Origin of the sequence: Hydrogenophaga sp. PAMC20947 (assembly GCF_004795855.1) — a bacterium.
In the GTDB taxonomy this organism is placed as follows: Bacteria; Pseudomonadota; Gammaproteobacteria; order Burkholderiales; family Burkholderiaceae_C; genus Hydrogenophaga.
Map to the genome: position 1 here is coordinate 2,878,020 of NZ_CP039252.1, position 25,987 is coordinate 2,904,006.

23 protein-coding genes are annotated in these 25,987 nt (G+C 63.9%); 12 read left to right on the plus strand and 11 right to left on the minus strand.

From position 1 onward, the window contains the following. Positions 1-189 precede the first annotated feature (189 nt). The 7 genes from mdcA to E5678_RS13080 are packed head-to-tail and all read left to right on the plus strand — an operon-like array spanning position 190 to position 6,315. The gene (gene mdcA, locus E5678_RS13050) at positions 190-1,878 is read left to right on the plus strand and encodes a malonate decarboxylase subunit alpha (protein ID WP_136178924.1); all 1,689 of its coding nucleotides are present in this window, start codon (positions 190-192) and stop codon (positions 1,876-1,878) included. A gap of 14 nt (positions 1,879-1,892) precedes the next feature. Next, positions 1,893-2,225 (plus strand): malonate decarboxylase acyl carrier protein, encoded by a 333-nt coding sequence (mdcC, locus tag E5678_RS13055; protein ID WP_136178925.1) that lies wholly within the window; start codon positions 1,893-1,895, stop codon positions 2,223-2,225. Then, positions 2,222-3,130: a biotin-independent malonate decarboxylase subunit beta gene (locus E5678_RS13060; RefSeq protein ID WP_136178926.1), complete on the plus strand. Its 909-nt coding sequence runs from the start codon at positions 2,222-2,224 to the stop codon at positions 3,128-3,130. The genes mdcC and E5678_RS13060 overlap by 4 nt, the downstream gene beginning before the upstream one ends. Further along, positions 3,127-3,828 carry a biotin-independent malonate decarboxylase subunit gamma gene (locus tag E5678_RS13065; RefSeq protein ID WP_136178927.1) on the plus strand — a complete coding sequence of 234 codons (702 nt, stop codon included), beginning with the start codon at positions 3,127-3,129 and terminating at the stop codon, positions 3,826-3,828. Before E5678_RS13060 ends, E5678_RS13065 begins: the two co-directional genes overlap by 4 nt. Before the next feature lie 39 nt (positions 3,829-3,867). Further along, entirely contained in the window at positions 3,868-4,524 is a 657-nt protein-coding gene (mdcG, locus tag E5678_RS13070) for a malonate decarboxylase holo-[acyl-carrier-protein] synthase (protein ID WP_168708561.1), read from the plus strand. Position 4,525: 1 nt separating this feature from the next. Continuing rightward, on the plus strand, positions 4,526-5,398 hold the full coding sequence (locus E5678_RS13075) for a triphosphoribosyl-dephospho-CoA synthase (protein ID WP_136178929.1): 873 nt from the start codon (positions 4,526-4,528) through the stop codon (positions 5,396-5,398). Continuing rightward, entirely contained in the window at positions 5,395-6,315 is a 921-nt protein-coding gene (locus E5678_RS13080; RefSeq protein WP_136178930.1) for an acyltransferase domain-containing protein, read from the plus strand. Before E5678_RS13075 ends, E5678_RS13080 begins: the two co-directional genes overlap by 4 nt. A gap of 38 nt (positions 6,316-6,353) precedes the next feature. Here the strand turns inward: E5678_RS13080 and E5678_RS13085 are convergent, their stop codons facing one another. Genes E5678_RS13085 through E5678_RS13095 form a run of 3 tightly spaced genes read right to left on the minus strand, consistent with a single transcriptional unit; the run spans position 6,354 to position 12,119 of the window. Continuing rightward, positions 6,354-7,739 (minus strand): efflux transporter outer membrane subunit, encoded by a 1,386-nt coding sequence (locus tag E5678_RS13085; protein ID WP_136178931.1) that lies wholly within the window; start codon positions 7,737-7,739, stop codon positions 6,354-6,356. Further along, positions 7,736-10,876 (minus strand): efflux RND transporter permease subunit, encoded by a 3,141-nt coding sequence (locus E5678_RS13090; RefSeq protein WP_136178932.1) that lies wholly within the window; start codon positions 10,874-10,876, stop codon positions 7,736-7,738. The genes E5678_RS13085 and E5678_RS13090 overlap by 4 nt, the downstream gene beginning before the upstream one ends. Before the next feature lie 13 nt (positions 10,877-10,889). Further along, entirely contained in the window at positions 10,890-12,119 is a 1,230-nt protein-coding gene (locus E5678_RS13095; protein ID WP_136178933.1) for an efflux RND transporter periplasmic adaptor subunit, read from the minus strand. Positions 12,120-12,268: 149 nt separating this feature from the next. Here E5678_RS13095 and E5678_RS13100 point away from each other — a divergent pair, with 149 nt between their 5' ends. The 3 genes from E5678_RS13100 to E5678_RS13110 all read left to right on the plus strand — a co-directional run bounded on the left by E5678_RS13100 (position 12,269) and on the right by E5678_RS13110 (position 16,166). Then, entirely contained in the window at positions 12,269-13,654 is a 1,386-nt protein-coding gene (locus E5678_RS13100) for an ATP-binding protein (protein ID WP_247596769.1), read from the plus strand. Beyond that, positions 13,651-14,346: a response regulator gene (locus E5678_RS13105; RefSeq protein WP_136178934.1), complete on the plus strand. Its 696-nt coding sequence runs from the start codon at positions 13,651-13,653 to the stop codon at positions 14,344-14,346. The genes E5678_RS13100 and E5678_RS13105 overlap by 4 nt, the downstream gene beginning before the upstream one ends. A gap of 125 nt (positions 14,347-14,471) precedes the next feature. After that, entirely contained in the window at positions 14,472-16,166 is a 1,695-nt protein-coding gene (locus E5678_RS13110) for a Na/Pi symporter (RefSeq protein ID WP_136178935.1), read from the plus strand. A gap of 133 nt (positions 16,167-16,299) precedes the next feature. Here the strand turns inward: E5678_RS13110 and E5678_RS13115 are convergent, their stop codons facing one another. Genes E5678_RS13115 through E5678_RS13125 form a run of 3 tightly spaced genes read right to left on the minus strand, consistent with a single transcriptional unit; the run spans position 16,300 to position 18,683 of the window. After that, on the minus strand, positions 16,300-16,494 hold the full coding sequence (locus E5678_RS13115; protein ID WP_136178936.1) for a DUF2783 domain-containing protein: 195 nt from the start codon (positions 16,492-16,494) through the stop codon (positions 16,300-16,302). Position 16,495: 1 nt separating this feature from the next. Next, complete coding sequence (locus E5678_RS13120; RefSeq protein WP_136178937.1) at positions 16,496-18,112, minus strand: FAD-dependent oxidoreductase; 1,617 nt, start codon at positions 18,110-18,112, stop codon at positions 16,496-16,498. 19 nt (positions 18,113-18,131) lie between these two features. Then, the gene (locus E5678_RS13125) at positions 18,132-18,683 is read right to left on the minus strand and encodes a VOC family protein (protein ID WP_136178938.1); all 552 of its coding nucleotides are present in this window, start codon (positions 18,681-18,683) and stop codon (positions 18,132-18,134) included. Between the two features lie 193 nt (positions 18,684-18,876). Here E5678_RS13125 and E5678_RS13130 point away from each other — a divergent pair, with 193 nt between their 5' ends. Continuing rightward, the gene (locus E5678_RS13130) at positions 18,877-19,317 is read left to right on the plus strand and encodes a MarR family winged helix-turn-helix transcriptional regulator (protein WP_136178939.1); all 441 of its coding nucleotides are present in this window, start codon (positions 18,877-18,879) and stop codon (positions 19,315-19,317) included. A gap of 225 nt (positions 19,318-19,542) precedes the next feature. Here E5678_RS13130 and E5678_RS13135 read toward each other — a convergent pair whose 3' ends face one another. Further along, on the minus strand, positions 19,543-19,749 hold the full coding sequence (locus E5678_RS13135; RefSeq protein ID WP_136178940.1) for a hypothetical protein: 207 nt from the start codon (positions 19,747-19,749) through the stop codon (positions 19,543-19,545). A 170-nt stretch (positions 19,750-19,919) separates the two neighbouring features. Between E5678_RS13135 and E5678_RS13140 the strand changes: the two genes are divergently transcribed. Further along, positions 19,920-20,507, plus strand: coding sequence for a hypothetical protein (locus E5678_RS13140; protein ID WP_136178941.1), 588 nt, complete (start codon positions 19,920-19,922; stop codon positions 20,505-20,507). A gap of 198 nt (positions 20,508-20,705) precedes the next feature. Here the strand turns inward: E5678_RS13140 and E5678_RS13145 are convergent, their stop codons facing one another. From E5678_RS13145 to fumC, 4 genes are all read right to left on the minus strand, one after another. After that, positions 20,706-22,145, minus strand: a complete 1,440-nt coding sequence (locus tag E5678_RS13145; RefSeq protein WP_136178942.1) for an aldehyde dehydrogenase family protein — start codon at positions 22,143-22,145, stop codon at positions 20,706-20,708. Between the two features lie 218 nt (positions 22,146-22,363). Next, a complete protein-coding gene (locus E5678_RS13150; RefSeq protein WP_136178943.1) occupies positions 22,364-23,581 on the minus strand; it encodes a potassium/proton antiporter in 1,218 nt (405 codons plus the stop codon). Positions 23,582-23,654: 73 nt separating this feature from the next. After that, the gene (locus E5678_RS13155) at positions 23,655-24,131 is read right to left on the minus strand and encodes a BON domain-containing protein (protein WP_136178944.1); all 477 of its coding nucleotides are present in this window, start codon (positions 24,129-24,131) and stop codon (positions 23,655-23,657) included. Positions 24,132-24,427: 296 nt separating this feature from the next. Then, a complete protein-coding gene (gene fumC, locus E5678_RS13160) occupies positions 24,428-25,822 on the minus strand; it encodes a class II fumarate hydratase (protein WP_136178945.1) in 1,395 nt (464 codons plus the stop codon). Positions 25,823-25,987: the final 165 nt, after the last annotated feature.

The window sequence follows — 25,987 nt, forward strand, 5'->3', positions numbered from 1 at the left end:
CATGTTCCGAAACAAAGCTTAAACGATTATTTGTGTTTTAATTGTTTTAATCGCTTAAACAGAGGGTGGTACTTTCCCCTAGTAGAAAGAGACACCCTCGACAGGCCTTGTGCTGCCGCTGTCGCCCACCCTTGGGGGCTCCGTGTGTGTACCTGGCCTCATTTGTGGAACCTGTTGAGCAGCACCCCGATGACACCCCAGCCCACGTCTCCATCTCCCGTCTGGAACCAGCGCAGCGCGCGGCGTCAGGCCCGGCTTGCCCGGGCCCAGGAGGCCCTGGGCGCCCAGCTCAAAGGCCGACAAGTGGCGGCCACATCGATCCAGCACCTGCTGAATGCCGTGCTGGAGCCCGGTGATCGGGTCTGCCTCGAGGGCAACAACCAGAAGCAGGCCGATTTTCTGGCCAAGGCGCTGCTACAGGTGGACGTGGAGCGCGTGCACGACCTGCACATGGTCCAGTCGGTGCTGTCCCTGCCCGAACACCTGGACGTGTTTGAACGTGGCATCGCCAGCAAACTGGACTTTTCTTTCTCTGGGCCGCAAAGCACCCGTCTGGCACGGCTGGTCTCACAGGGACGGCTGCAGATCGGCGCCATCCACACCTACCTGGAGCTGTTCGCCCGCTACTTCGTGGATCTGACACCCCAGGTCTCGCTGATCGCCGCGCACAGCGCCGATGCCCACGGCAACCTCTACACAGGCCCCAACACCGAAGACACCCCCGCCATCGTGGAAGCCACCGCCTTCAGCGGCGGCATCGTGATCGCGCAGGTCAACGAATGGGTGGATGTCGTACCACGCGTGGACATTCCGGGCGACTGGGTGGACTTCGTGGTGGTCGCGCCGACGCCCAATGTGATCGAACCCCTGTTCACGCGCGACCCGGCGCAGATCAGCGAGATCCAGGTGTTGATGGCCATGATGGCGATCAAGGGCATTTACGCTGAATACGGTGTACAGCGGCTCAACCACGGTATCGGTTTTGACACCGCCGCCATCGAGTTGCTGTTGCCCACCTATGGCGAATCGTTGGGGCTCAAAGGCAAGATCTGTCAGCACTGGGCGCTGAACCCGCACCCCGCCCTGATCCCCGCCATCGAGGCCGGCTGGGTACAGTCGGTGCACTCCTTCGGCTCTGAGCTGGGCATGGAAGACTACGTGCGGGCACGGTCCGACGTGTTCTTCACCGGGCCCGACGGTTCCCTGCGCAGCAACCGCGCTTTGTGCCAGGCCGCCGGCCACTACGCCTGCGACCTGTTCATCGGATCCACCTTGCAAATGGACCTGGCGGGCAACAGTTCCACCGCCACGCTGGGCCGCATCGCCGGCTTTGGCGGGGCGCCCAACATGGGCGCCGACGCCCGCGGACGTCGCCATGCCAGCCCCGCCTGGCTCAAGGCCGGCGCCCAGGCACGTCAAGGCCTCAGCGGTGCGGCCGGCACGCCACGGGGACAAAAACTGGTGGTGCAGATGGTCGAGACTTTTCGCGAGCACATGCAGCCCGCCTTCGTCGAGCACCTCGACGCCTGGACCCTGGCCGAGCAAGCCGGCATGGCTCTGCCCCCCATCATGATTTATGGCGACGACGTCAGCCATGTGCTGACCGAAGAAGGCATCGCCAACCTGCTGCTGTGCCGCACCGACGAAGAGCGCGCACAGGCCATCCGGGGCGTGGCCGGATTCACACCGGTTGGCCTCGCACGGGACCGCCGCATGGTGGAAAACCTGCGCGACCGGGGTGTGATCCAGCGACCCGAAGACCTGGGCATCGATGCCCGCGATGCCACACGCAACCTGCTGGCCGCCCGAAGCATGCGCGACCTGGTGCGCGCCAGCGGCGGCCTGTACCGCCCACCCAGCCGCTTCCGAAACTGGTGAGAGACGCCACAACCATGAACACATCCACTTCTCTGGAAACACTGCACTTCCAGCTGCCGGGTCACCAGGCAACGCCCCCTTTTCGCCCGTTTCTGGTGGGGGTGGTGGGCTCGGGCAACCTGGAAGTGCTGTTCGAAGCCCGGCCCGGCTCGGGCCACTGCAGCTTCGCAGTTCAGACCTCGGCCCGGGGGTTTGAAGCCATCTGGACAGCCGTGCTGCAAGACTTTCAGGAACGCAGCGGGCTGAGCGATCTGCACATTTCCATTCACGACATGGGGGCCACGCCGGCCATTGTCAGCTTGCGCCTTCAGCAAGGGGTTGCCCAGCTGAAAGAGGGGACACCATGAGCGCCATCAGTTGGGCCGAAAGCAGCGCACGCCAGCGCATCCAGCGGCTGCTCGACCCCCACAGCTTTCACGAATGGCTGCCGCCCGAGGAGCGCCTGACCAGCCCCCATCTGGCCCAGCTCGGCGTGCCAGCGGCGTTCGACGACGGTGTCGCCATCGGCCGCGGGCAACTGGACGGAAAAACCGTGTTCATTGCCGCTCAGGAAGGTGAATTCATGGGCGGAGGGGTCGGAGAGATTCATGGCGCCAAGCTTGTGGGCCTGCTCAAACGGGCCGAGCTGGATCGCCCTGAGGCGGTCTTGCTGCTGGTGGATTCCGGCGGTGTGCGCCTGCACGAAGCCAACGCTGGCCTGATCGCCGTGTCCGAAGTGATGCGGGCTGTGCTCGACACACGGGCCAGCGGGGTTCCGGTGATCGTGCTCATCGGCAGCCGCAACGGTTGTTTTGGCGGCATGGGCATCGTGGTGCGCTGCGCCGACCACATCATCATGAGCGACATCGGCCGCCTGGCCATGTCGGGGCCCGAAGTGATCGAAGCTTCCCATGGCGTGGAAGAGTTCGACTCGCGGGACCGCGCGCTGGTCTGGCGCACAACGGGCGGCAAACACCGCTGGCTGTGTGGTGACTGCGATCAGCTGGTGGAAGACGGTGTCGGGCCGTTCCGCGCCGCCACCCTCAAAGCCATGGCAGCGCTGCCCCGCTCATGCCCCACCACATTCGCTTCGCTTCAGGCTGAACACGCCCTGCTCAGCGCGCGGCAGGCCCAAGCACCGGCCGACGGTGAGGCGATCAGCCTGTGGTCCAGCATGGGCTTGCCAAATGCCGACCGCATTCCCGACCTGAGCGTGCACGAAGTCCTGACGTTGCGTGCCCGGACCATCCCCCTTCTGGAGACAAGCACATGATCTGGCAGACACTGGTCAGCACCCTGTTTGGTGATCAACACACCGTCACGGCCCAAGGCAACTTCCTGCAGGGCGAAGCCCAGCTGGACGGCGCGACCCTCACCGTCGTCGGCACCACCGACCACGCACCCATTGGCGTGGAACTCGCCCTCGCGCAAGCCCAGGTGATTCTGGACACGCTCCAGCACCATCCCCAACGCACGCTTTTGCTGCTCATCGACACCCAGGGCCAGATGCTGCGCCGGCGCGACGAACTGCTCGGCATCAACCGCGCCATGGCCCACCTCGGCTGCTGCATCGATCTGGCCCGCCGCACGGGGCACTGCGTCATTGGCCTGGTCTACGACCAGGCGCTGTCAGGTGGCTTCATCACCTCCGGCCTGATCGCCGATGCGTGTTATGCCTTGCCCGAGGCCGAGATACGGGTCATGCGCATCCCAGCCATGGCCCGCATCACCAAAATCAACGCGGAGCGCCTCACCGCGTTGTCTCTGGACAACCCCGTCTTCGCGCCGGGAGTGGACAACTACGTCGCCATGGGAGGCATCCGGGCGCTCTGGCCGGACGACCTCAAAAACCGCTTGCGCGAAGCCATCGAGCACAGCCCATGTGACGACGTGCGCGCCCAGGACGGGGAGCGCAGGGGTGGACGCCGGTGTTCTGCCGACATCGTCCGGCGGGTACTGCACGCAGCCTGATCCAGTCACGCCGCCCCCCCAAAACCGCAGCGCATGGTCATGCCCTACCTCGTTCGCCACCGCCTGATTCACCTCCGCAAAGAAACGCTCTGGCAACTCGCAGATCGGGCCACAACGGAACACGAATGCTCGGGTCTCAGGCACTGGGCAGACCACCACCTGCCTCTGGTCGTGACGCGTCAGGGCGCTGAAACTCCACCCCACTTGCTGAGCCTTGGCCTGCCCCTGCCCCTGCAATGGGGCCGCCTCAAACTGGGTTTTTTGCTGCCCCGGGCAGACGTGGTGGTCTACGCCTCATTCCCGACCCTCACCACGGTCACCCGTTCATTGGCGCAGCATATGCGCCCCCTGGTGTACGCGCTGCAAAAACACGGGCTGCAAGCCCATGTGCATGGCAGTTATGGCTGGCAGACCCTGTCGGGCCTGACCTATGTGCACGAAGTTTCCGACCTCGATCTGTTAATCCGCGTGAACGGTGAACGGCAAGCCGACTTGGCCACCGAAGCTTTGTCGGCCTGTGAAACCGATGCACCAAGGCTCGACGGCGAACTCATATTCCCCAATGGGGCGGCCGTTGCCTGGCGGGAATGGGCGGCGTGGCGATCGGGGAAAACGCCTCAGTACCTGGTCAAAACCCTGCTGGGCGCGCACCTGGCCTCCAGCCTCCCGGGTTCGCAAGCCACACTGGCCGCTTGAGATGAAGCGCGACGCCATTCCCTGGGCCGAAGCCCACCTGCCCGGCTTCCCACAACACGCGAGTGCCACCGCGAGAGCGGCCACCCAGGCACTCCATGACGAACTCGCGCTGTATCCCAAGCCCGGCCTCGTGTCGTTTCAGGACACCGGCAGCCACACCGACATGGATGCCGCCATGTTCTTCCGGAGCCTGAGTTGTCTGCGCCACTACTTCCGCGCAACCACCCTGGCGGGCTCGCGGGGTGCCACATTTGCCGAGCTCGAAACGCTGGGCATCGCAGCGGAGCAGCGCATGCTGGTGCGCACCCAGGGAGTGAACACCCACCGGGGCGCCATCTTCACCCTGGGCCTGCTCTGCGCCGGGGCAGGGGCACTTCATGCAGGCTCACGCCCCCGGACCGCTCAACACTTGAGGGAAGAACTTCGGGCCCGTTGGTTTTTGGCCCTCGTTGCCCGGCTCGGCCGAAAACGCGCCTCGAATGGCCATCGGGCGGCCGAAGCTTTCGGGCTGCAAGGGATCGAGCAAGAAGCAGCGCTCGGCTTTCCCACCCTCTTCGAAGTCACCGCACCCACCTTGCGAGAGGCCTTGGGCGCCGGACTGGGCCACCCAGCTGCGCAGCTGCAAGCCTTGTTCAAAACGATGGCGGTGCTGGACGACACCAACCTGGCACACCGGGGCGGCCTGGCCGGTCTGCGGTGGGCCCAGACGCAGGCCCGGCTGTTTCTGGAGCGGGGCGGGATGCACCAGATCGATGCCATCGCCCAGGCCCAAGCCATCCACCGCGCCTTTGTGCACCGCCGCCTGAGCCCAGGCGGCTGCGCCGATGTGTTGTCCGCCGCCTGCTGGCTGGAACGCATGGACCTGCTGGCATGAGCCTCGGCTTGTTGTTTCCCGGCCAGGGCACACAACACCCCCAAATGTTGCCCTGGCTCGAAGACCCCGGGCCACACGCCCCTGTGCTCAAACACATGAGCGCACGCCTCGGCGCAGACTGGCGACAACGCCTGAGCGACCCCACCTGGGCTTTTCAGAACTCGGTGGCCCAGGTACTGCTGACGGGGGTCGGCCTCGCCGCGTGGAGCGCCATTCGAGACCAACTGCCCTCCCCACGGGTCGCGGCAGGCTACAGCGTGGGCGAGTTGGCGGCGTTCGGTGCGGCGGGGGTATTCCCGGTTGAACACGCTCTGGCGTTGGCTGCGGAGCGGGCCACACTCATGGACGAGGCCATGAAAAACCAGCAAACCGGCTTGATCGCCATTCATGGTCTGAGCGAACACCAGATCGATGCACTGTGCACCCGCCATGGCGTGTTCCTGGCCATAGACCTCCATGCGTCAGCCTGTGTGATCGGTGGTGCGCTTTCGGCCTTGAGCAGCGCTGGCTCCGACGCCCGGCGGCTGGGCGCCACCAGCACCCCACTCAACGTACCGTTGGCCTCACACACCCCTTGGCTGGCACCGGCCGTCGCAGCGCTTCGCGCGGAACTGGAGCAGCACCCATTTGCCCCCCCCGCTTTCGCGCTCGCCTGCAACATCCACGGCCACACCGAGCACCGGCCTGACGGCTTGCGGACGGCCCTGGCCGGGCAAATCGCCCAGCCCGTGCAATGGCGAACCTGCATGGCGTCGCTTCAGGAACAGGGCATCACCTGTGTTCTCGAGGCCGGCCCCGGCACCACACTCTCAGCCCTGTGGAACGCACAGTACCCCGACATCCCGGCCCGATCGCTGGACGAGTTTCAGCACCCCAGCGGCGCGGTGGCCTGGGTCAGGCGCCACCTCAATCCGTGAGTTGGCCCCGCACCCTGAGCGGATGACCTCAGGCGCCATCAACGGCCGCCGAGCACCTTGAACAGGGTCAACCGATTGCCCTGTTCGATCAAACGCAAGCCGATCAAGCCTTGCTGCGCGGCATACAGCGAACGCTGGGCGTCCAGCACCGCGGTGGCCGTTTCGGCCCCCGCTTGCTGTCGCGCCAGCACCAGCCGCAAGGTCTCGGCATAGGCCGCATGCAGCGCGTCTTGCGCCTGCAGCCGCGTTGCCATGCTTTCGCGCACGATCAAGGCATCGGCCGTCTCCTTGAACGCCGTCTGGATCGCTTTGTCGTAGTTGGCCAGCAGCACCTGCTGCTGCACCCGGGCCGCTTCTTCTGCCAGCCGGCTGGCGCCGCCGTCGAAAATTGGCAGGCTCAGCGAAGGCATGAAACTCCACACGCCATTGCCCGCTGAAAACAGACTGCCCACGTCGCTGCTGCTGCGGCCCACCGCCGTTGTCAGGCTCAGTGTGGGGAAGCGTGCCGCGCGCGCGGCGGCCACATTGGCACGGCCCGCCTGCAATGCTTGCTCGGCGGCCCGCACATCGGGGCGTTGCAGCAACACCGTGGACGACAAGCCGGCGGGCACGTCCACCAGCTGAACCGCGGCGTTGCCCGAGGCCTCACCTGCGTTGGCCACCCGGATGACCGGCAACGCCTGTGTCGGGAGCTCCGTGCCCACCAGCAAGCGCAAGCCGCTGAGGTCTTGCTCCACTTGTGCTTGCAGCGTGGCCAGATCGCCCCGCGCTGTTTCCACGGCGGCCCGAGCAGTGGCCACTTCAAGCGCACTCGCCGCGCCCAGCGTGCGACGGCGCCCGATCAATTCCAGGCTGCGTTCCCGACTCTGCAGCGTCTTGTCCGTCAGTTCGCGCTTTTGTTGATCCGCGTCCAGCGTCAGCCAGGCCTGGGCCACCGACACCACCAGGCTCGCTTGCACGCTGTCGCGCGTCTGCTCGCTGGCCAGGAAAGTGGCCAAGGCGGCGCCTTTGAGGCTGCTCAGTCGCCCCCACAAATCCAGCTCCCAGGCGGCAACGCCCAGCGAGGCGGTGGCGGCCCGCGTGGTGCCCGCCGTGGCGGTGGCGGCGGCTTTCACCGTGGGGCCCATGTCGGCCGATCGAATCCCGTATTGCGCCCGGGTGGCTTCGATGTTCAACGCCGCCACTCGCAAGTCGCGGTTGTTGAGCAACGACAGCTCCACCGCGGCTTTGAGGGCCGGGTCCACGATCATGTCGCGCCAGGCCAGCGCAGTCCCCGCAGGGAGCGGCATGGCGCCATCGACTGCCCGGCTGCCCACTGTGGCGGGCACCCGTTGCGACACATCGCCGGCCTGGCCGCCGCCATCCACTGCGGCACAGCCACCCAATGCCAGCGCACACGCCAAAGAAACCCAAGTGGCCTTCATGCCGAAACTCCCTGCAAGGCTGCCGCATCGGCACCGCGACGCCGGTCAAACCAGCGCCGAATCAACACATACAACACCGGCACAAACAACAAGCCCAGCACCGTGGCGCTCAACATGCCACCCAGCACACCCGTGCCAATGGCCCGACGGCTGCCCGAGCCGGCGCCGGTGGACAAGGCCAGCGGCAACACACCAAACATGAAGGCCAGCGAGGTCATCAGAATGGGCCGCAGCCGCAGCTTCACAGCATCCAGCGTGGCGGCCACGAGGGTCTCGCCCTGGGCCTGCAACTGCTGCGCGTACTCCACGATCAGGATGGCGTTCTTGGCCGACAGCCCCACCGTGGTGAGCAGGCCAATCTGGAAATACACATCGTTGGACAAACCCGCCAACCAGGTCGCCGACACCGCTCCGATGACACCCATGGGCACCACCAGCATCACCGCGAACGGCACCGACCAGCTCTCGTACAACGCAGCCAGACACAGGAACACAAACAGGATGGACAGGGCATAAAGTGCGGGCGCCTGGGAACCCGACAAGCGCTCCTGGTAGGACTGCCCCGACCATTCAAATCCAATGCCTTGTCCCACGTCTTGATTCAGTTTCGAGATGATTTCCTCGGCCGCGTCCATGGCGTCACCCGAACTGGCGTTCTCGGTCGGTGAGCCCACGATTTCGTAAGACGACAGGCCGTTGTAGCGCTCCAGCTTCGAGGGGCCGCTGCTCCAGTCCACCGAGGCAAATGTCGACAGCGGCACCATGTCGCCCGCGCGGTTGCGCACCTGCCAGCGCAAGACGTCCTCAGGCTGCATGCGGTAAACCGCATCGCCTTGCATGTACACCTTTTTCACACGCGAGGCGTTGATGAAATCGTTGATGTAGGTGCCGCCCAGCGCCGAAGACAAGGTGGCGTTGATGTCTGCGGTGCTCAAACCCAGGGCCGATGCCTTGTGGTCATCGATGCTCACCTGCAGCTGCGGCGAGGCCGGCACCCCACTGGCGCGCACCCCGGTGACGCGCTCATCCTGGCCGGCCAGCTCGATGAAACGGTCGCGTGCAGTTTGCAAAGTTTCCTGGCCCAGTCCGCCCAGGTCCTGCAACTGCAGGGTGAAGCCGGCATTGCTGCCCAGTCCGCGCACGGCGGGTGGCAATGCCACAAAAACCCGCGCATCGCGCGTCTTGGAGAGCTCGCGGTTGAACCGCTGAGCCAGCGCACCGGCGCTCTGCCCGCTGCCACCGCGCTCACTCCAGTTCTTGAGGCGGATGAACATGTTGCCAATGGCCTGATCACCCCCCCGGCCGCGCAGCGCAATGAAACCCGCCACCTCGGGTTGTTTGCCCAGATAGGCTTCAACATCTTTCAAGACGGCAGCCGTGCGGGAGTCCGTAGCGCCCGAAGGCAACTGCACCGTGAGCGACAGCAAACCCTGGTCTTCATCGGGCAGAAACGATGTGGGCAAGCGGGTAAAGCCGTAGGCCAGACCCGCCACCAGCAAGGCGTAAATCACCATCATGCGCCCGCCCCGGTTCAAGGTCTTGGAGACCACGTTGCGGTAGCCTTCGCTGCTCTTCAGAAACCCGGTGTTGAACGCCGAGAAGAAGCTCCCCAGTGGCCCTTTGATTTTGGCGTGACCGGCGGGCGGCAACAGCGAGGCGCACAAGGCGGGCGTCAGCGTCAAGGCCACCAGCACACTCAAGACCATGGCCGAGACGATGGTGATACTGAACTGGCGGTAGATCACGCCGGTGGACCCGGTGAAAAACGCCATGGGAACGAACACCGCCGACAACACCAGGGTGATGCCCACCAACGCAGGCGTGATCTGGTCCATGCTTTTGCGCGTGGCTTCGCGGGGCGACAGGCCCTCTTCAGAAATCAGGCGCTCCACGTTTTCCACCACCACGATGGCATCGTCCACCAGCAAGCCAATGGCCAGCACCATGCCGAACATGGTGAGCGTGTTGATCGAATAGCCAAACACCTGAAGCACACCAATGGTGCCCAGCAACACCACCGGCACGGCAATCGCCGGGATCAAGGTGGCGCGCAGGTTCTGCATGAACAGCGCCATGATCAACACCACCAGCAACATCGCCTCGGCCAGGGCCTTGACCACCTCTTCAATGGAGACCTGTACAAAAGGCGTGGTGTCGTAGCCGATCTCGGCCTTGATCTGATCGGGGAAAAATGGCGCGAGCTGCGCCAGCTTGGCCTTCACCGCAGCCGACACCGCCAACGCATTCGAGCCGGAGGCCAGGCGCACCCCCATGCCCGTCGTGGGCTTGCCGTTGTAAGCCCCCTGCACGGTGTAGCTCTCACTGCCCAGCTCGAGGCGGGCGACATCGCCCAGCGTGACCACCGAACCATCGCTGTTCGCCTTGAGGAACACTTGCTCAAATTCGGCCACGCTGCGCAACTTGCTGCGCGCGGTGATGGTGGCGTTCAGCTGCTGGCCTTCAACGGCAGGCAAAGACCCTAGCGCACCGGCAGACACCTGGGTGTTCTGCGAGGTCAGTGCAGCGCTGATGTCGCTGGGCATCAACGCATACTTTTCCAGAAGCGTCGGGTTCAACCAGATGCGCATGGCGTAGCCGGAACCCAGCGTCACCACCTCGCCCACCCCGTTGATGCGGCTGATCTGGTCCACCAGACTCGACGCCACGTAGTCGCCGATGTCGGACGAAGTGATCTTGGGATCGTCAGACGTCAGGCTGGCGATCAACAGAAAGTCCACCCCAGTCTTGGTCACCGTGACCCCCTGGTTTTGCACAGCCTGGGGCAGTTGCGTCATGGCCTGCTCCAGCTTGTTCTGTACCTGCATCTGCGCCACATCGGGATCGGTGCCCGAGATGAAGCTGAGCGACACGGTGGCACTGCCGGTGGAGCTGGAAGACGAGGACATGCTTTGCAACCCGTCGAGCCCGGTCATGCGCTGCTCGATGACCTGGGTCACAGAATCTTCCACCGTCTGGGCCGAAGCGCCGCTGTAGTTGGCCTGCACCCGGATGCTGGTGGGAGCGATATCGGGATACTGCTCCAGCGGCAGCGTGAGCATGGCGAGTGCGCCAGCGAGCATGATCGCAATGGCGATCACCCAGGCAAAAATCGGTCGGTCAATGAAGAAGCGGGCCATGGGTGCGTTCCAGTCAGTGAGCAGCGGCAGGAGCAGCAGGCGCCGCAACAGGCGCGGCATCGGCCTTGGCAGCCCCCATGGGCACGGCATGAACAATCTGGCCGTTCTTGACCTTGGCCACACCTTCCACCACCAGCCGGTCGCCCGACTTCAAACCCTCGGTCACACGCCACTGGCCGTTGACAGCCGCTGCGGTTTTTACCGCCCGCTTCTCGATCGATCCGTCTTCCTTCACCACCATGGCACTGGCGTCGCCCCGCGCATTGCGGGTCACCCCCGCCTGGGGCACCAGAATCGCATCAGGGTCCACCGCCTGGTTCAGACTCACCCGCACATACATGCCGGGCAGCAGCAGGCCGTCGGGGTTGGGCACCTGGGCACGCAAGGTCATGGCACCCGAGCTGGCGTCCACGGCCACGCCCTGCACCTGCAAGACACCGTCGTGTTCATAACGCGAGCCGTCTTCCAGCGTCAGGCCCACAGCGGTTTCACCTTTTTCCAGTGCACCGCTGTCGAGCTGCCTGCGCAGGCGCAGCCAGTCGGCGCTGCTCTGCGCCACATCCACCCAGATCGGGTCGAGCTGCTGCACCGTGGTGAGCGCGGTGGTCTGGTTGGCCGTCACCAGGGAGCCCCGGGTGACGGTGGAGGTGTCAACCCGGCCCGCGATCGGCGCCACGATGCGCGTGCGGTCCAGGTCGACCTGGGCATTGACCTGCGTGGCCTTTGCGGCCTGCACCTCGGCCCGAGCCTGCAGCAAGGCGGCCTGGGCATCTTCATTGTCCTGAGGCGTGCTCACCTCGGCCTTGAGCAAGGCCGCCTGGCGGGCGGCTTTCATCTCGGCTGCCGAGAGCGTGGCCTGGGCCTTGGCGACATTGGCCTGGGCCACGCGCAAGGCGGCTTCGGCACTGGTGCTGTCCAGCTGGTACAGCGCTTGGCCCGCCTTGACCAGGCTGCCTTCTTTGAACAGGCGCTCGCGCACCAGCGCCGTCACCTGGGGCCGCACCTCGGCCGACAGGGCGGCCACCGTGCGCCCGGCCAGCTCGGTCTCCAGCGCCAAAGGTTGCGACACCACCGTCACCACCCCCACCTCCACAGCGGGGGGTGCCGCACCGGCACCGTCGGCTTTGCCATCGGAACACCCGGCCAGCACCAGGGCAAGGCCCACACACCACAGCGTTGGCCGGGCAAAGGGGACGGGGATTCGTGGCCCGGGTTGAGATACCCGGTGGGTAGAGGCGGTCATGGGGGTTCCTGCGTTCATTCTGAATAACTGCACAAATGGTGCGGTGCAAATATGCAGGGAAATTGAAGACCCTCTGGCTCTGAGGTGCCATGGAACCCGGGCTTGGCGACACCGCAGGTGATCGGTTCCAATGCGCTATGCGTTTAGGTATGTCCACCCGCCTCTTTCTCGCCGTTCTGGCCACATCCGCACTGGCCATCGTGCTGGTGGGGGTGGCCACGCGCCTGAACTTTGAACGGGGGTTTCTGGGCTACCTCAACGATCTGTCCACCGAGCGCATGGCCGTGGCACAGCCCCGGCTGGAGCGTGCCTACCTGGAGCACGGCAACTGGGATTTTTTGCGCGAGAACCCCAAGAGCTGGCACAAGATGCTGCGTCCGCAACCCGAGGACGATCTGCGCGCGCAATCGGTGACCAGCAACATTCTGACTTCCGATCTCACCGGCGCCATGTTGCGCATGAGCTTGCTGGACCGCCAGAAACAGTGGGTGGGGGGCTTCCCCAGCACGGGCAAGGAAGTGGTGCAAGTGCCGATTCGTGCCCGAGGCGAAACCGTGGGCTGGTTGACCATGGCCCCGTTTGAATCGGTTGCCGACGGCGGCGACCAGCGATTTCAACAAGGCCAGGCCAAAACCACCGTGGCCATCGCCATCCTGGCCCTGGGGCTCTCAGCCTTGATTGCGTGGTGGGTCGCTCGCTCCCTGCTCGCGCCCGTTCGCCGCGTGGCCGCCGCCACCCACCGGCTCGCCGCCGGCCACCACGACGTCCGCGTGCCGGTGGACAGCCAAGACGAGGTGGGCCAGCTCGCCCGTGATTTCAACCACCTGGCCTTGACCCTGGGGCGCAATGAAAGCCTGCGGCGCGAATTCATGGCCGACGTGTCGCACGAATTGCGCACCCCCTTGGGCATTCTCAAAGGCGAGCTGGAAGCGCTGGAAGACGGCATCATGCCGTTGAACGGCGAGTCCGTGGCTTCCCTGCAAGCCGAAGTGGCCCGCATCGGCGGCTTGGTCGAAGACTTGCACGAACTCGCCCTGTCCGATGCCGGGGCCTTGAGCTACCGCCAGGAGCCCCTGGATCTGGTGCCTTTGCTGCAGCGCGCCGCACAAGCCCACCAGGGTCGCATGCACGCCGCCGGACTGGCGCTGAACCTGTCGCGGCTTCCGCCGAGCGCCATGGTGTCCGGCGATGCCGCGCGTTTGCACCAACTCATGGACAACCTGTTCGAAAACTGCAGGCGCTATACCGATGCACCCGGCACGGTCCAGATCACGCTCGAAGGCACCCCCGGCGAATGGCAACTGGCGATCGAAGACAGCGCGCCCGGCGTGCCCGCAGCGATGCAGGACCAGCTCTTTGACCGCTTTTTCCGGGTCGATGGCTCGCGCAGCCGCGCCACAGGCGGATCCGGGCTGGGGCTCGCGATTTGCAGCAACATCGTGCAGGCCCACGGCGGCCACATCACCGCACGCGCGTCGGCCTTGGGTGGCGTGTGTATTTCGGTTCAACTGCCCCGGGAAGCCCCATCCACATGACCACGGTTCTGATCGTCGAAGACGAGCCCAAGCTCGCCACGCTGCTGGCCAACTATCTGCGCGCAGCGGAACTGGAGCCGCATCTGGTCTCTGATGGGGCTCTGGCGGTCCAGGCGGTTCACGATCTCCAACCGTCCATCATCCTGCTCGACCTGATGCTGCCTGGCCGCGATGGCGTCGACATTTGCAAAGAAGTGCGCCTCTTCAGCCGCGCGCCCATCATCATGCTCACCGCGCGGGTGGAAGAAGTGGACCGCTTGCTCGGGCTGGAAATCGGGGCCGATGATTACCTCTGCAAACCCTACAGCCCGAGGGAAGTGGTGGCGCGGGTGAAGGCCCAGCTCCGGCGTTCACAATGGCACGCAACCCAGGGGCGCCCAGACAGCCCTGTATCCGAGGCGCCATTGCGCATCGACGAATCGGCCTGTCGGGCGAGTTGGGGCCACCACGACCTGGATCTGACAACCGCGGAGCTTCGGTTGTTGGGAACGTTGGCCAGGCACCCAGGCCGGGTTTTTTCCAGAGACCAGCTGCTGGAGCACCTGCATGACGACGGCCGGGCCGTCACCGACCGCGCCATCGACAGCCACATTCGCAACATTCGAAGAAAGCTCGAACAAGCCAGCGAGGGCGACAGCCCCATTCGCTCGGTCTATGGTGTGGGTTACGCCTACGAATGGCTGGCGCCCTGAAGGCCAGCCTGAATGAAACGGGCGCAAGGCCCTGGTGCGGGCCGGCATGCGACCCATGAATGGACTTCGTTTCCATTGCTACATTAGACAGCGCTATCCACGCCGCACCTCTTCAAGACAATGTCATGCTGACCGTTCTCCAATCGGGCGCCCTCCTCGGCGGCATCGGCCTCTTTCTGCTCGGCATGTGGCTGATGACCGAAGGGCTTCGCCTGGCCTCGGGCTCCGCCCTGCGGGAAGTACTGGCGCGGTCCACCCGGACACGTTGGCGCGCGCTCGGGAGCGGCATCATGCTCACGGCTGTGGTTCAGTCATCGAGTGCCGTGACCGTGGCGGCGATCGGTTTTGTCAATGCCGGCCTGCTGACACTGGGGCAGGTCCTGTGGGTGCTGTTCGGCTCCAACGTGGGCACAACCATCACTGGCTGGCTGGTGGCCCTGCTGGGCCTGAAGATCAAGATCGACCTGCTGGCGATGCCGCTCATTGGCCTGGGCATGCTGCTGCGCCTGACGGGTGGCAATGCGCGGCGCGGCAGCATCGGGCTGGCACTGGCAGGATTTGGCGTGCTGTTCCTCGGCATCGACGTGTTGCGCACAGCGTTCACCGATCTGTCGGCGGGCATCACTTTCCCGCAAATCGAGGGCTTCTGGGGCATGGTCGCGCATGTGCTGGTCGGCGCACTGCTCACCCTGCTGATGCAATCCTCCAGCGCGGCCACCGCACTGACACTCACGGCTGCGCAAGGTGGGCTTCTGGGGCTGGAAGCGGCCGCTGCCGTGGTGATCGGCTCCAACATCGGCACGACTGGAACAGCACTCATCGCAGCCATAGGCGCCACCGCCAACGCGCGCCGCGCGGCCGCCGCTCACGTGTTGTTCAACCTGATGACCGGTGGCGTCGCCTTCCTGACGCTGCCATGGCTTCTGCACGCAACACAATGGTTTGGTGGCTGGATCGGTGCACCAGCAGACATCGCCACGGCCCTGGCGCTGTTCCACACCGTGTTCAACTTGCTCGGTGTTCTGCTGATGTGGCCACTCAGCGACCGCCTGGCGGTATTTCTGCAAGCGCGCTTTCGCTCTGCCGAAGAAGACGAGTCGCGGGCGCGCTACCTCGACACCTCCACCGCTGCCCTGCCCGCCCTGGCCATCGATGCCCTGAACCGGGAGGTTGCCCGGTACGGAAACATAGCCTTGCGGGCGGCATGCAACGTGGCGCTGCTGCGCACCACGCCCTCGCGCGAACTGCCACGCGCCCAGCGCACGCTGGCCGCACTGGATTCGAACATCGACGCTTTTGTCATTCAGCTGAACCGGGCAGCGATGACGCAGGAGACTGCGTTGCGCCTGGCCAAGGTATTGCGGCGCTCCGACTACTACACCAGCGTGGTGGAACAACTGCCGGCCATCGCTGCTGCCACGGAGAATCTTCCTGCACACCTCTTGAACTCTGGCCATTCGATCGTGACCACGGTGGGCCGCCTGCGGGAGGCCGCTGTGGCGCTTTTGCAGCGCCTCGCCTCACAAGACGACGCTGAAGGCGAAGCAGCGACCAGCAGCGACACCAGCGCCGCTGTAGGAACAGAAACAACCACAAGCACGGACCCGATCGCCAACGCAGAAGCGGACGCGGACACGTGGGAAATGCACTACCAGCAGGTCAAGGCGGCCTTGCTCGAGGCCGGCGCACTGGGCACGCTGGCCCCAGCTTCCATGGAACTGCTGCTCCGCTCCAACAGTGCGCTGCGCCGCACCGTGCAGCAAGCACTGAAGGCCAGCAAAGTATCCATCATTGACGACAGCCCATTGAACGGCGCTTAGCAGAGCCGCAGGCGCGTTCGTGAACTCGGTTCAAGCGCGCTTTAGTGGCCCGCTGAAGGCAATGGGCTTTGCTTTCAGGCGCTGGCAGGCAAACCCTGGCGGAAAGTGCCCCATGCGGGGTGGCTCGCTGCGCTCACCGCGTGGACGTCACCGCCAATTGAATCGCTTCGCTGAGCACCCGGCGATCGCCCACGTGGTTGGCCAGTATCAAGACCAGCTTCGCCAGCAAGCGCTGTGCCTGGTCATCTGACAGGTCGCGTTGGGCGCCCACCAGCTCTTCGTAGAAACCATCGGGGTCTTCGATTTGGGTTGTGCGTATCAGTGCCATGTCATTCTCCTTTTTTGGCGATGCAACGCAGCAGTGCCGCCTTGATCTTGGGCACGTCAAAGCTGCGCCAGCGGGCCGCCACGTGCTGGTCGGGTCTGACAAGATAAACCGTCCCAGGTTGGCCGTCGTACCGCTGGGCCAGCAGGCCTTGGGTGTCCAGCAAATCGGTGCCCACGGTCAATACCCTGACATCAACCTCGCCCACGCGGACGCTGGTCACCGGTGCAGGCCCAAAACACAGCAAGACGAAGGAGCGCCCCAGCTGGTTGAGCAACCAGCCTGCTGCGCCGCCCACCTCGATGGGGGCATCGGCACAGTTGGTCCCCGGGCGCATCAAGCCCTTGAATGCGTGCTCCTCGGGCGTGTTCAGCGAAGAGTGCACGTAAGGCGTGGGTGTGGACAGCCGACCGCTGTTCACAAAGGCCCGTGCGAAAGGCTCACTGCGCGCCAGCTCCAGCACGGCATCGCGCAACGTTCGGCTGGTGGCGCTCTTGGGCGTGATGAAGTCGGTCGAACGCGTCGAATTGAGCAGGTTGTCGTCCGCTGCAAATGCACGCTCTTCATCGTAGGTGTCCATCAATGCGGCAGACGCCTGGCCGTCGAGCACCAGCTTGAGCTTCCAGACCAGGTTATCGATGTCTTGCACCCCCGTGTTGGCGCCCCGGGCGCCGAAAGGTGAAACCTGGTGCGCCGCATCGCCGGCGAACAGCACCCGTCCGTACCGCAGCTTGTCGATGCGTCGGCAGGCGAACTGGTAGACCGACACCCATTCGAGCTCAAATTCAACGCCTTCGCCCAGCATGGCCTGAATACGGGGAATCACGTTTTCCGGCTTCTTTTCTTCGACAGGGTCGGCGTCCCAGCCGAGCTGGAAGTCGATGCGCCAGACGTTGTCGCATTCCTTGTGAAGCAACACACTCTGGTTGCGGTGAAACGGCGGATCAAACCAGAACCAGCGCTCGGTGGGGAATTCCGCCTTCATGACCACATCGGCGATCAGGAAGCGGTCCTGGAAGAACTGTCCGGTGAACTCACCCCCCACCATGCGACGGGTGTCGCTGTTGGCTCCGTCACAGGCGATCACCCAGTCGGCCTCCATGCGAAAGACCCCATCGGGCGTCTCCACGGTCAGCACGGCGTGATCCTCGTGCTGCGTCAGGCTGATGAGCTTGTGCATCCAGCGCAGGTCGACGTGCTCAAGCTTGTCGCATGCCTCGACCATGTACTCTTCAAGGTAGTACTGCTGCAAATTGATCATGGCGGGCATCTTGTGCCCTTCTTCGGGCAGCAAATCGAAGGCGTAGGCCAGCTCGCCTTCGACAAACACTTTGCCAACGTTCCAGCTCACGCCCTTCTTCACCATGCGCTCGCCGACGTTCAATCGGTCCAGGATCTCCAGCGCGCGTTTGGCGTAGCACACAGCGCGTGAGCCGATGCTCACCGTGTTGTTGTCGTCCAGCACAACGGCCGGAACACCGCGCGCGGCGCACTCAAGCGCCGCCGCCAGGCCGATCGGCCCAGCGCCAACAATCACCACCGGATGGCGACGCACCGTGCCCGAGCGCTGCTCGTCGCTTTGCCGGTAGGGAAATTCTGGGTAGCTATAGGTTTTCTGCATGTGTGTTTTCCCCCGGGGCTCAGGCTTTCGTGGCGCCAGCGCCGAATTCCGCTGCGTGCATCCAGGCGGCGTGTTTGGGGGCGCGTTTGGTCTTCGACCACTCTTGCAGCATGTCCCATTTGACATCGTCGAGCTGCTTCATTTGCTCGGGTGTAGCGGTATCCGCCGCCAGCTCAAGGCGGTGCCCGTTGGGATCGAAGAAGTAGATCGACTTGAAGATCGCGTGGTCGGTGATGCCCACGACCGGAATGCCGCTCGCCTCAAGGCGCTGCTTGGCCTGCACCAGGTCGTCAACGCTGTCGACTTTCAACGCGATGTGTTGCACCCACTCCGGTGTGTTGGCATCACGGCCCATCGCAGGGGAATTGGGCACCTCGAAGAAGGCCAGAATGTTGCCGCCGCCTGCGTCGAGAAACAGGTGCATGTACGGATCGGGCGCATGCGTGGACGGAACCTGGTCCTCGGCGATGGCGAGCACGAAATCCATGTTCAGGTGTTTCCCATACCAACGCACGGTTTCTTCGGCGTCGATACAGCGGTAAGCCACGTGATGGAAGCGTTGAACTTTCATGATGTCTCCTGGTCTTGTTTCTCGGAAACCATATCGTAACTCACGTTACTATATTTTGGCAACAATTCCGATTTGGAGCATCAGGAATACCTTGATACCTTCAACAGGCGCCACAAATCGTTCGGCCACGGGTCGATTCCTTCTAAATATCATCCGTTACCATAGAGGCAAAGGCAAAACACCCAAGGTTGTCATGGATCTCAGCAGCTTCCTCCCCTACCGGATCGCCGTCCTCAGCGAGTCCGTCAGTCAGTGCATCGCCCAGGTCTACCGGGAGCGTTTCGGGCTGTCCCGCGATGAATGGCGGGTACTGGCTGCGCTGGCCGATGCCGGCAAGGTAAAAACCTCGACGGTCATCGCCAGCACAACGCTGGAAAAGATGCAGGTCAGCCGCGCGGTCAGCCGCCTGGAAGGCGATGGTCTGCTTGAGCGCATACCCGATCCCGAAGACGGCCGCGGCTGGCTGCTGCGCCTGCGGCCCGCAGGCCGAGCGTTGCACGGCAAGGTGGTACCGATGGTGCAAGCACGCGAGCAGTTCCTGCTGGATGCCCTGGCTCCGCAAGAGCAACAAGCCCTGCACCAGGCGCTGAACAAGCTGCAAGAGCGGGCGCAGCAGCTCAGCGCGCAAGGTTAGCGGTGGCTCTGGAAATGCACGCCAAATCGCGCCCCAAATGGGGAAAGTCAGCGGGATCGCAACGGCCCGCGTTCTGGGGATCGATTCAGACTTGAGCCAGCCGCGCCACTCGGGCAAGGCAGCGCCTCATGAGCGAATTGCGCCGACGAGCCGTCTCATCTGCACCGGGTGCAGCTTCCGGGCGCAACGTCAATTTTGCATTCGGTTGCCATGGCGAATGCAGGTTCATCCCGGCTTGCCCGCAGGCAAGTCCGCTTCAAAAGCGTCGAGCGCTTGGCGCAGCGCCTTGAGTATCAAGCGATCCGACAAGGCTTCGTCAACCTCGGGCACATCCCAGTCGAAGATGGAACGGTACTTTTCGATCAATGCGCTGAGGTCAGAAGCGAGTTGCGCGCGGTGTGCGTCCATTTCCAGTTGTTCGATTTTTGACATTCAATGCTTCTCGCGTAGGTGGTGCCACCCAGTCGTGGAGGGCGAGTGCCTGAACAACACCCCTGTAGAGCCCTCGCCTGGGCCGGTCTGTTCGGCGACGCACGCAACCGTTAGCGCATTTCAGTGCACAACCCGAACCAGCACAGGCTCGCCAGTCTATGCTCGGGGCCATGAACGATCAAATCAACACCATTCTGAACCAGATGGCCGCGCTTGAAGCGGAACTGCGCACTGCCGTCCAAGCTCAGGAGAGCCGAATGTTTTTTCAGATCAAGGGAAAACGCGTCGAATTCGAGCAATCGGTCGGTGAAGCCCACCGGAAACTCAAGACCAATTTCTTTCGCTGGCTGGTGACCAACCGCCCACAGAACCTGATCACCGGCCCGCTCATCTACGGCATGGTGATTCCATTGCTGCTGATCGACGCCTGCGTCAGCTTCTACCAGTGGGCCTGCTTCCCCATCTACGGCATCACCAAAGTCCGGCGCAGCGACTACCTTGTGTTTGACCGCCACCACCTCGGCTACCTCAACTTCATCGAAAAATTTCACTGTACTTACTGCGAATACGGCAATGGGCTGATGGGCTACATGGCCGAAATTCTGGCCCGCACTGAGCAGTATTTCTGCCCCATCAAGCATGCGCACAAGATCCTGGGCACGCATTCGCGCTACAACCGGTTCCTCGACTACGGCGAGGCGGAGGCTTACGAGGCCAAGCTTGAGGCCTATCGGGTGGCGCTGGGCAAGGTCAAGTAACGCTGGGGCTCCCGGCGGTCAGCGCGCCGGAACCGCATTGATGGAATGTCGGGCAGGGTGCCGGCGCTCGGAGGAACACCCGCCCTAAGGCCTGCGTTTGGGCCGTCGTGCTCCGTCAAGACCCAGCGTCAACAGCCTGCGAAAACACCGGTCAGCCAGGCAAGGCGATCGCCAGACGGGCCTTGCGGCGGCAAGGCCTCAAAGGATTTTGAAGGCCGACTTCATGGCTTTTCGGATCATCATTGGCACCTCCCCGGCGGCAAACAAAGTAGCGACGAAGGCGAACTGTGTGCGCACCACGCCACGTTCATGGCTGAACGACTTGAAGCCGTAGTGGCCGTGCGCGTTGCCAATACCCGAGTTGTTGATGCCACCAAAAGGCAGATTGCCATGCAGGAACTGCATCAGTGCGTGGTTGACGCAAGCGCCGCCGGAAACGGTGTTGGTCAGTACCTGGTCGATATGGGTGTTGTTGCGGCTGTAGATGTACAGCGCCAGGGGTTTGTGACCCTTGTTGATGTGGGCGATGACTTCGCCGATATCCCGGTAGCCAATGATCGGCAGCAATGGGCCAAAAATCTCTTCATCCATGATGCGCGACTGGTCGGAGACCTGGTCAAGCAACGTGGGTTGAATGAAGCAATCAGCCTCGCTGACCCCGCCGCCGATCAACGACCGCGCGCCTTGGGCATTGGCATCATCGAGCAACGACTTGATACGAGAGGTGTGGCGCGCATTGACCATGTGCGCCAGGTGCGGGCTGTCTTTCTGTTCGGCCAAACTGCTGCCATAGGCCTTCTTGAGTTGTTGGCGGCAAGCTTCCACCCACGCGTCTTTCACGCTCTCATGCACAAACACATAGTCCGGAGCGATGCAGGTCTGTCCCGAGTTGGCAAATTTGGCCCACATCACATTGGTGGCCGCCAGTTTGAGGTCGGCACTTTCATCAATGATGGTCGGGCTCTTGCCACCCAGTTCCAGGGTCACGCTCGTGAGATGCTTGGCCGCCGCGCCCATGACGTACTTGCCGATCGTCGGGCTTCCCGTGAAGAAAATGTGGTCAAACGGCAGCTCCAGCAACGCCTGCGACACGTCGGCTTCTCCCTCAAATATCGCGACCTCGTCTTCCGCAAACACCTCACGCACCACCTTGCAAATCAGGGCGGACAACTTGGGCGTCAGCTCTGAGGGTTTCAGAATCGCGGTGTTGCCCGCGGCAATGGCCGAGACCAATGGCCCCAAGGTCAGATTCACGGGGTAGTTGAAAGGCCCGATGATCAAGCAGCGACCCCGCGGCGCATATTGCACATGGCTGCGCATGCCCAGCGTCAGCAGGGTCGGCCAGACACGCCGAGGCTTCATCCATTTCTTGAGGTTTCGAATGGCGTCGTTGGCCTCTACACACACTGGCAGAATTTCGGCCAGATCGACTTCCCCCGGGGGTTTCCTGAAGTCATCGTGAGCGGCGCGGTACCAGTCTTCGGTGTGGGCAATCACGGCGTCGCGCAGTTTGCGAATTTTCGCGATGCGCTCCTGCGCGGTTGAGCTGCGCAGGCGCAAGGCCGTCGCAGCCTGCAGCTCAAACACCACCTGCATGCGGGATGCGCTGAGAGTGGGGTTGTGTGCGTCAATTGACATCGTGTCTCCAGTACTGTTTGTTTCTTGAAATAGTCAAAGAGGAACCATCATCTGCTCGCATTGTCCACACCTCCGCCAACCGTGGTGTGGACAAAGCACGCAACCACCCGGCTCGGCAACCGAACGCCCACAGGGCAATCGAAGCGGGCTTCCAACTCAGGTCGGGTTGCGAGGACAGATGCGCGGGCCGGCTGGCAGACCCAAGCCAGTGGCACCGCTCAAGCGGCGTCCGTGCGGTCGGGCAAGGCAACCCCATGCAACCCGAGGCGGCGCGCCAGCCAGCCCAGACTCGGGCCCTGCAGCAACAGCGAGCTCAGCACAACCACAAAGGCGACGTCAAAGAAGCGGTAGGCGCCCGGCACGCCCGCCAACACGGGGTAGACCGCCAGCACGATGGGAACCCCACCGCGCAGCCCCACCCAGGAAACCATCAACTGCTGGCGCCAGCCAAAGCCCAGCGGCGTCAGGCAGATCACAACGGCCAGGGGCCTCGCCACCAGCATCAACGCAGCAGCCACCGCCAGCGCTGGCCACGCCAGACGCAGCATTTCGTGCGGCGTCACCAGCAAACCCAGCAGCAGGAACAGGCCGGCCTGGGCGACCCAGGTGTAGCCGTTGAGCGCAGTCAAAGCCGGCTTGACGATGGCGCTCACTCGGTGCCCGACGACCAGGCCAAACAAGTAGACAGCGAGGAAGCCCGAACCGTCGAGCAGGCCCGCGATCGCGAACACGGCCATGCCGCCGGTGGTCAGCAGCAGGGCGCTCAGGCCATCATGGTCCCGGTCAATCGGCAAGCGCCGCAGCCCAGCAGCAACCAGAGCGCCGCCCGCCAGACCAGCCACCAGTCCGACACCGGCCTGGCGCGCCAGCAGAGAAGCCAGCCCGGCATCCTGGCCGGCCGGTGCGGTGATCAGCGCGATCATCGCCAGCGTCAGGAAGACGGCAACCGGGTCATTGAGCCCGGATTCAACCTCGATCGTCGCAGCCAGCCGCCGGGGCAAACGGGCGCCGCTGTTGCGCAACTGGCTGAACACGGCCGCCGCATCGGTGGAGGCAATCACCGCACCGAGCAGCAGGCCGTTGCGCCAGTCCATGTCCATCGCCCACATCGCAGCCACACCGGCCACCGCGGCCGTGATCAGCACCCCGACGCTGGCCAGCAACCCGGCCGGCAGCAGGCCGGCGCGGATGCTGGACAGCGGTGTGCGCAAGCCACCGTCGAGCAAGATCATCGCCAGCGCGATGTTGCCGAGGCCGAGTGCAAGCTTGTGGTTGGCGAACGGCAGCCCCAGCGGTCCGTCGACGCCAGCCAGCATGCCCACCAGCAGAAACACAAGCAAGTGGGAAAAACCCAGCTTGGCCGAGTACAGGCCAGCGACCAGACCCAAGGCCACCAGCAGGCTCCCGGCGAGCAAGGCGATGTAGAGGCTGCTCATTCAGGCAAACAAACGAATTGGACAACGCTGTGCGCCTGCCCATGCCCGCTCACAAGACAGCGGGTGCAGCGGCTCAAGCCCGCACCACCAACTGGTTGTCGACGCTGATCACGCCCTGAACGCTGGCCGTCAGGCGGTCTGCACGCTCGCGCGCGGATGCGTCGGGCGTCGTGCCCAGCAACTTGACTGCGCCACGGCGGGTGTCAACGTCGATCTTCAGCGCGGCGAGTTGATCGTCTTTGGCCAGTTCGGCTTTGACACGGACTGTGATTGCGGTGTCTTGCACCTTTGACGCGACCTTGTCGGTGGCGGATTCGAGTTTGCTGGTCAGCTTCTGTGTGGCCGCCGTGGTGTCAGACGTGGCCTGGGCCATTTCCCGCCGGATATCGACCCTGGCCTCGTCGGCCTTCTGGCCGAATGTGGCAACAGTGCTCTCGATCTGCTGGCCGACGGTGCGCTCGTCCGCTTTGCTCCAGGCGAGCAGCGCAAGCACGGCAACGGCGGTCAGCCAATACCTGAACCTGAATCGGCGGTGGGGATGTGAGTTCATGGGGGGGAGTTGCCCTTCAGGAGCGGTTGGCGAGAGCGGGATCGGTGGCCATCAAGCCAGGCAGGGCAACCATACGATGCGGCGACCACGGCTTGAGTTTGCTCCCGCCGGAATGATCCACTCTAGACGTTGTGGCCGGCGGCGTCTATCGGAGGGCTGCGCGCCAGCCTGTAGGACAACGGCCCGTCGCGCCACCAAACGTCGACAGGATTTATCGCAAGTAAAGGGGCACTCCGCTGTCAGCAGGACGCTGCCATTGCCCATCCGACCGGTTCGCTGCCGATGCCCTTCAGACGTCAGCCACGGGGGCCCACCATCCGTTCAGCCTGTACCCACGCATCGAAGTCCGAAGCGCTCAGGTGCCCCGAGGCGATGGCCGCCTCGCGCAGGGACAAACCTTCCTGGTGCGCGCGCTTGGCAATCTCGGCCGCTTTGTCATATCCGATGTGCGGGTTCAGGGCCGTCACCAGCATCAGCGAACGCTGCACCAGCTCTGCGATGCGGGCTTCGTCCGGCTCGATGCCGCTTGCACAGTGCACCTCGAAGCTGCGCATGCCATCGGCCAGCAGGCGCAAGCTTTGCAGCAAGTTGTGCGCGATCACAGGCTTGTAGACATTCAGCTCGAAGGCACCCGATGCGCCGGCCAAGCCGATCGTGACGTCGTTGCCCATGATCTGACAGCAAGCCATCGTCAACGCCTCGCACTGCGTCGGATTCACTTTGCCCGGCATGATCGAGCTGCCCGGCTCGTTCTGCGGGATGCGCAGTTCGCCCAGTCCGGCGCGTGGGCCTGAGGCCAGCCAGCGCACGTCGTTGGCGATTTTGTTGAGCGCCGCGGCCAGGCCCTTCAGCGCGCCGTGGGCATGCACGATCGCGTCGTGTGCGGCCAGCGCCTCGAACTTGTTGGGCGCGCTGACCAATGCGGTTCCGCAGGCACGGCTGAGCGCATCGGCCATGCGCAGACCGAACTCGGGATGCGCGTTGAGGCCCGTGCCGACGGCCGTGCCGCCGATCGCGAGTTCGCGCAGGTGCGGCAGTGTGGTCTCTATATGGCGGCGTGCATGGGCCAGCTGAGATGCCCAGCCAGAGATCTCCTGACCGAGCGTCATTGGCGTGGCGTCTTGCAAGTGCGTGCGGCCGATCTTGACGATACCGGCAAAGGCCCTGGCTTTGGCCTCCAATGTGGCGTGCAGGCCGTCGAGCGCGGGGAACAGGGCCCCTTCGATCGCCAATACCGCAGCAATGCTCATCGCGGTCGGGAACACATCATTGGAGGACTGCCCGCGGTTCACGTCGTCGTTGGGGTGCACGAGGCGTTCGCGACCGATGGGGCCCCCGAGCAGCTGCGAGGCCCTGTTGGCCAGCACCTCGTTCATGTTCATGTTGCTCTGTGTGCCCGAACCGGTCTGCCAGACAACGAGTGGGAACTCTTCGTCGTGCAGTCCATCGAGCACCTCACGCACAACTTGTTCGATCGCAGCCGCCTTCGATGCGTCGAGCTCACCCAGCGTGGTGTTGACCTGTGCGGCGGCGCCTTTGACCTGCGCCAACGCGCGCAACAATTCCCTGGGCATGCGCTCGCCCGAGATCGAGAAGTGCTCGATCGAGCGCTGTGTCTGCGCACCCCACAGGTGCTCGCCCGGCACTTCGATGGGGCCAAAACTGTCGTCTTCGATACGGGTGTTGCTCATGTGGCGCTCCGGCAATCAATGTGCAGACCATCATGCCGCGAAAAATCCGGACAAACCAGATGCGCGCCCGTTGCGCTCAAAGTCCCTTGATCCCTGAATGAGCCACCGCCCAAGTCGCACGGCCAACCCACCCGTTCAGATCGTCCGACAGGGCCTGAGACTGAG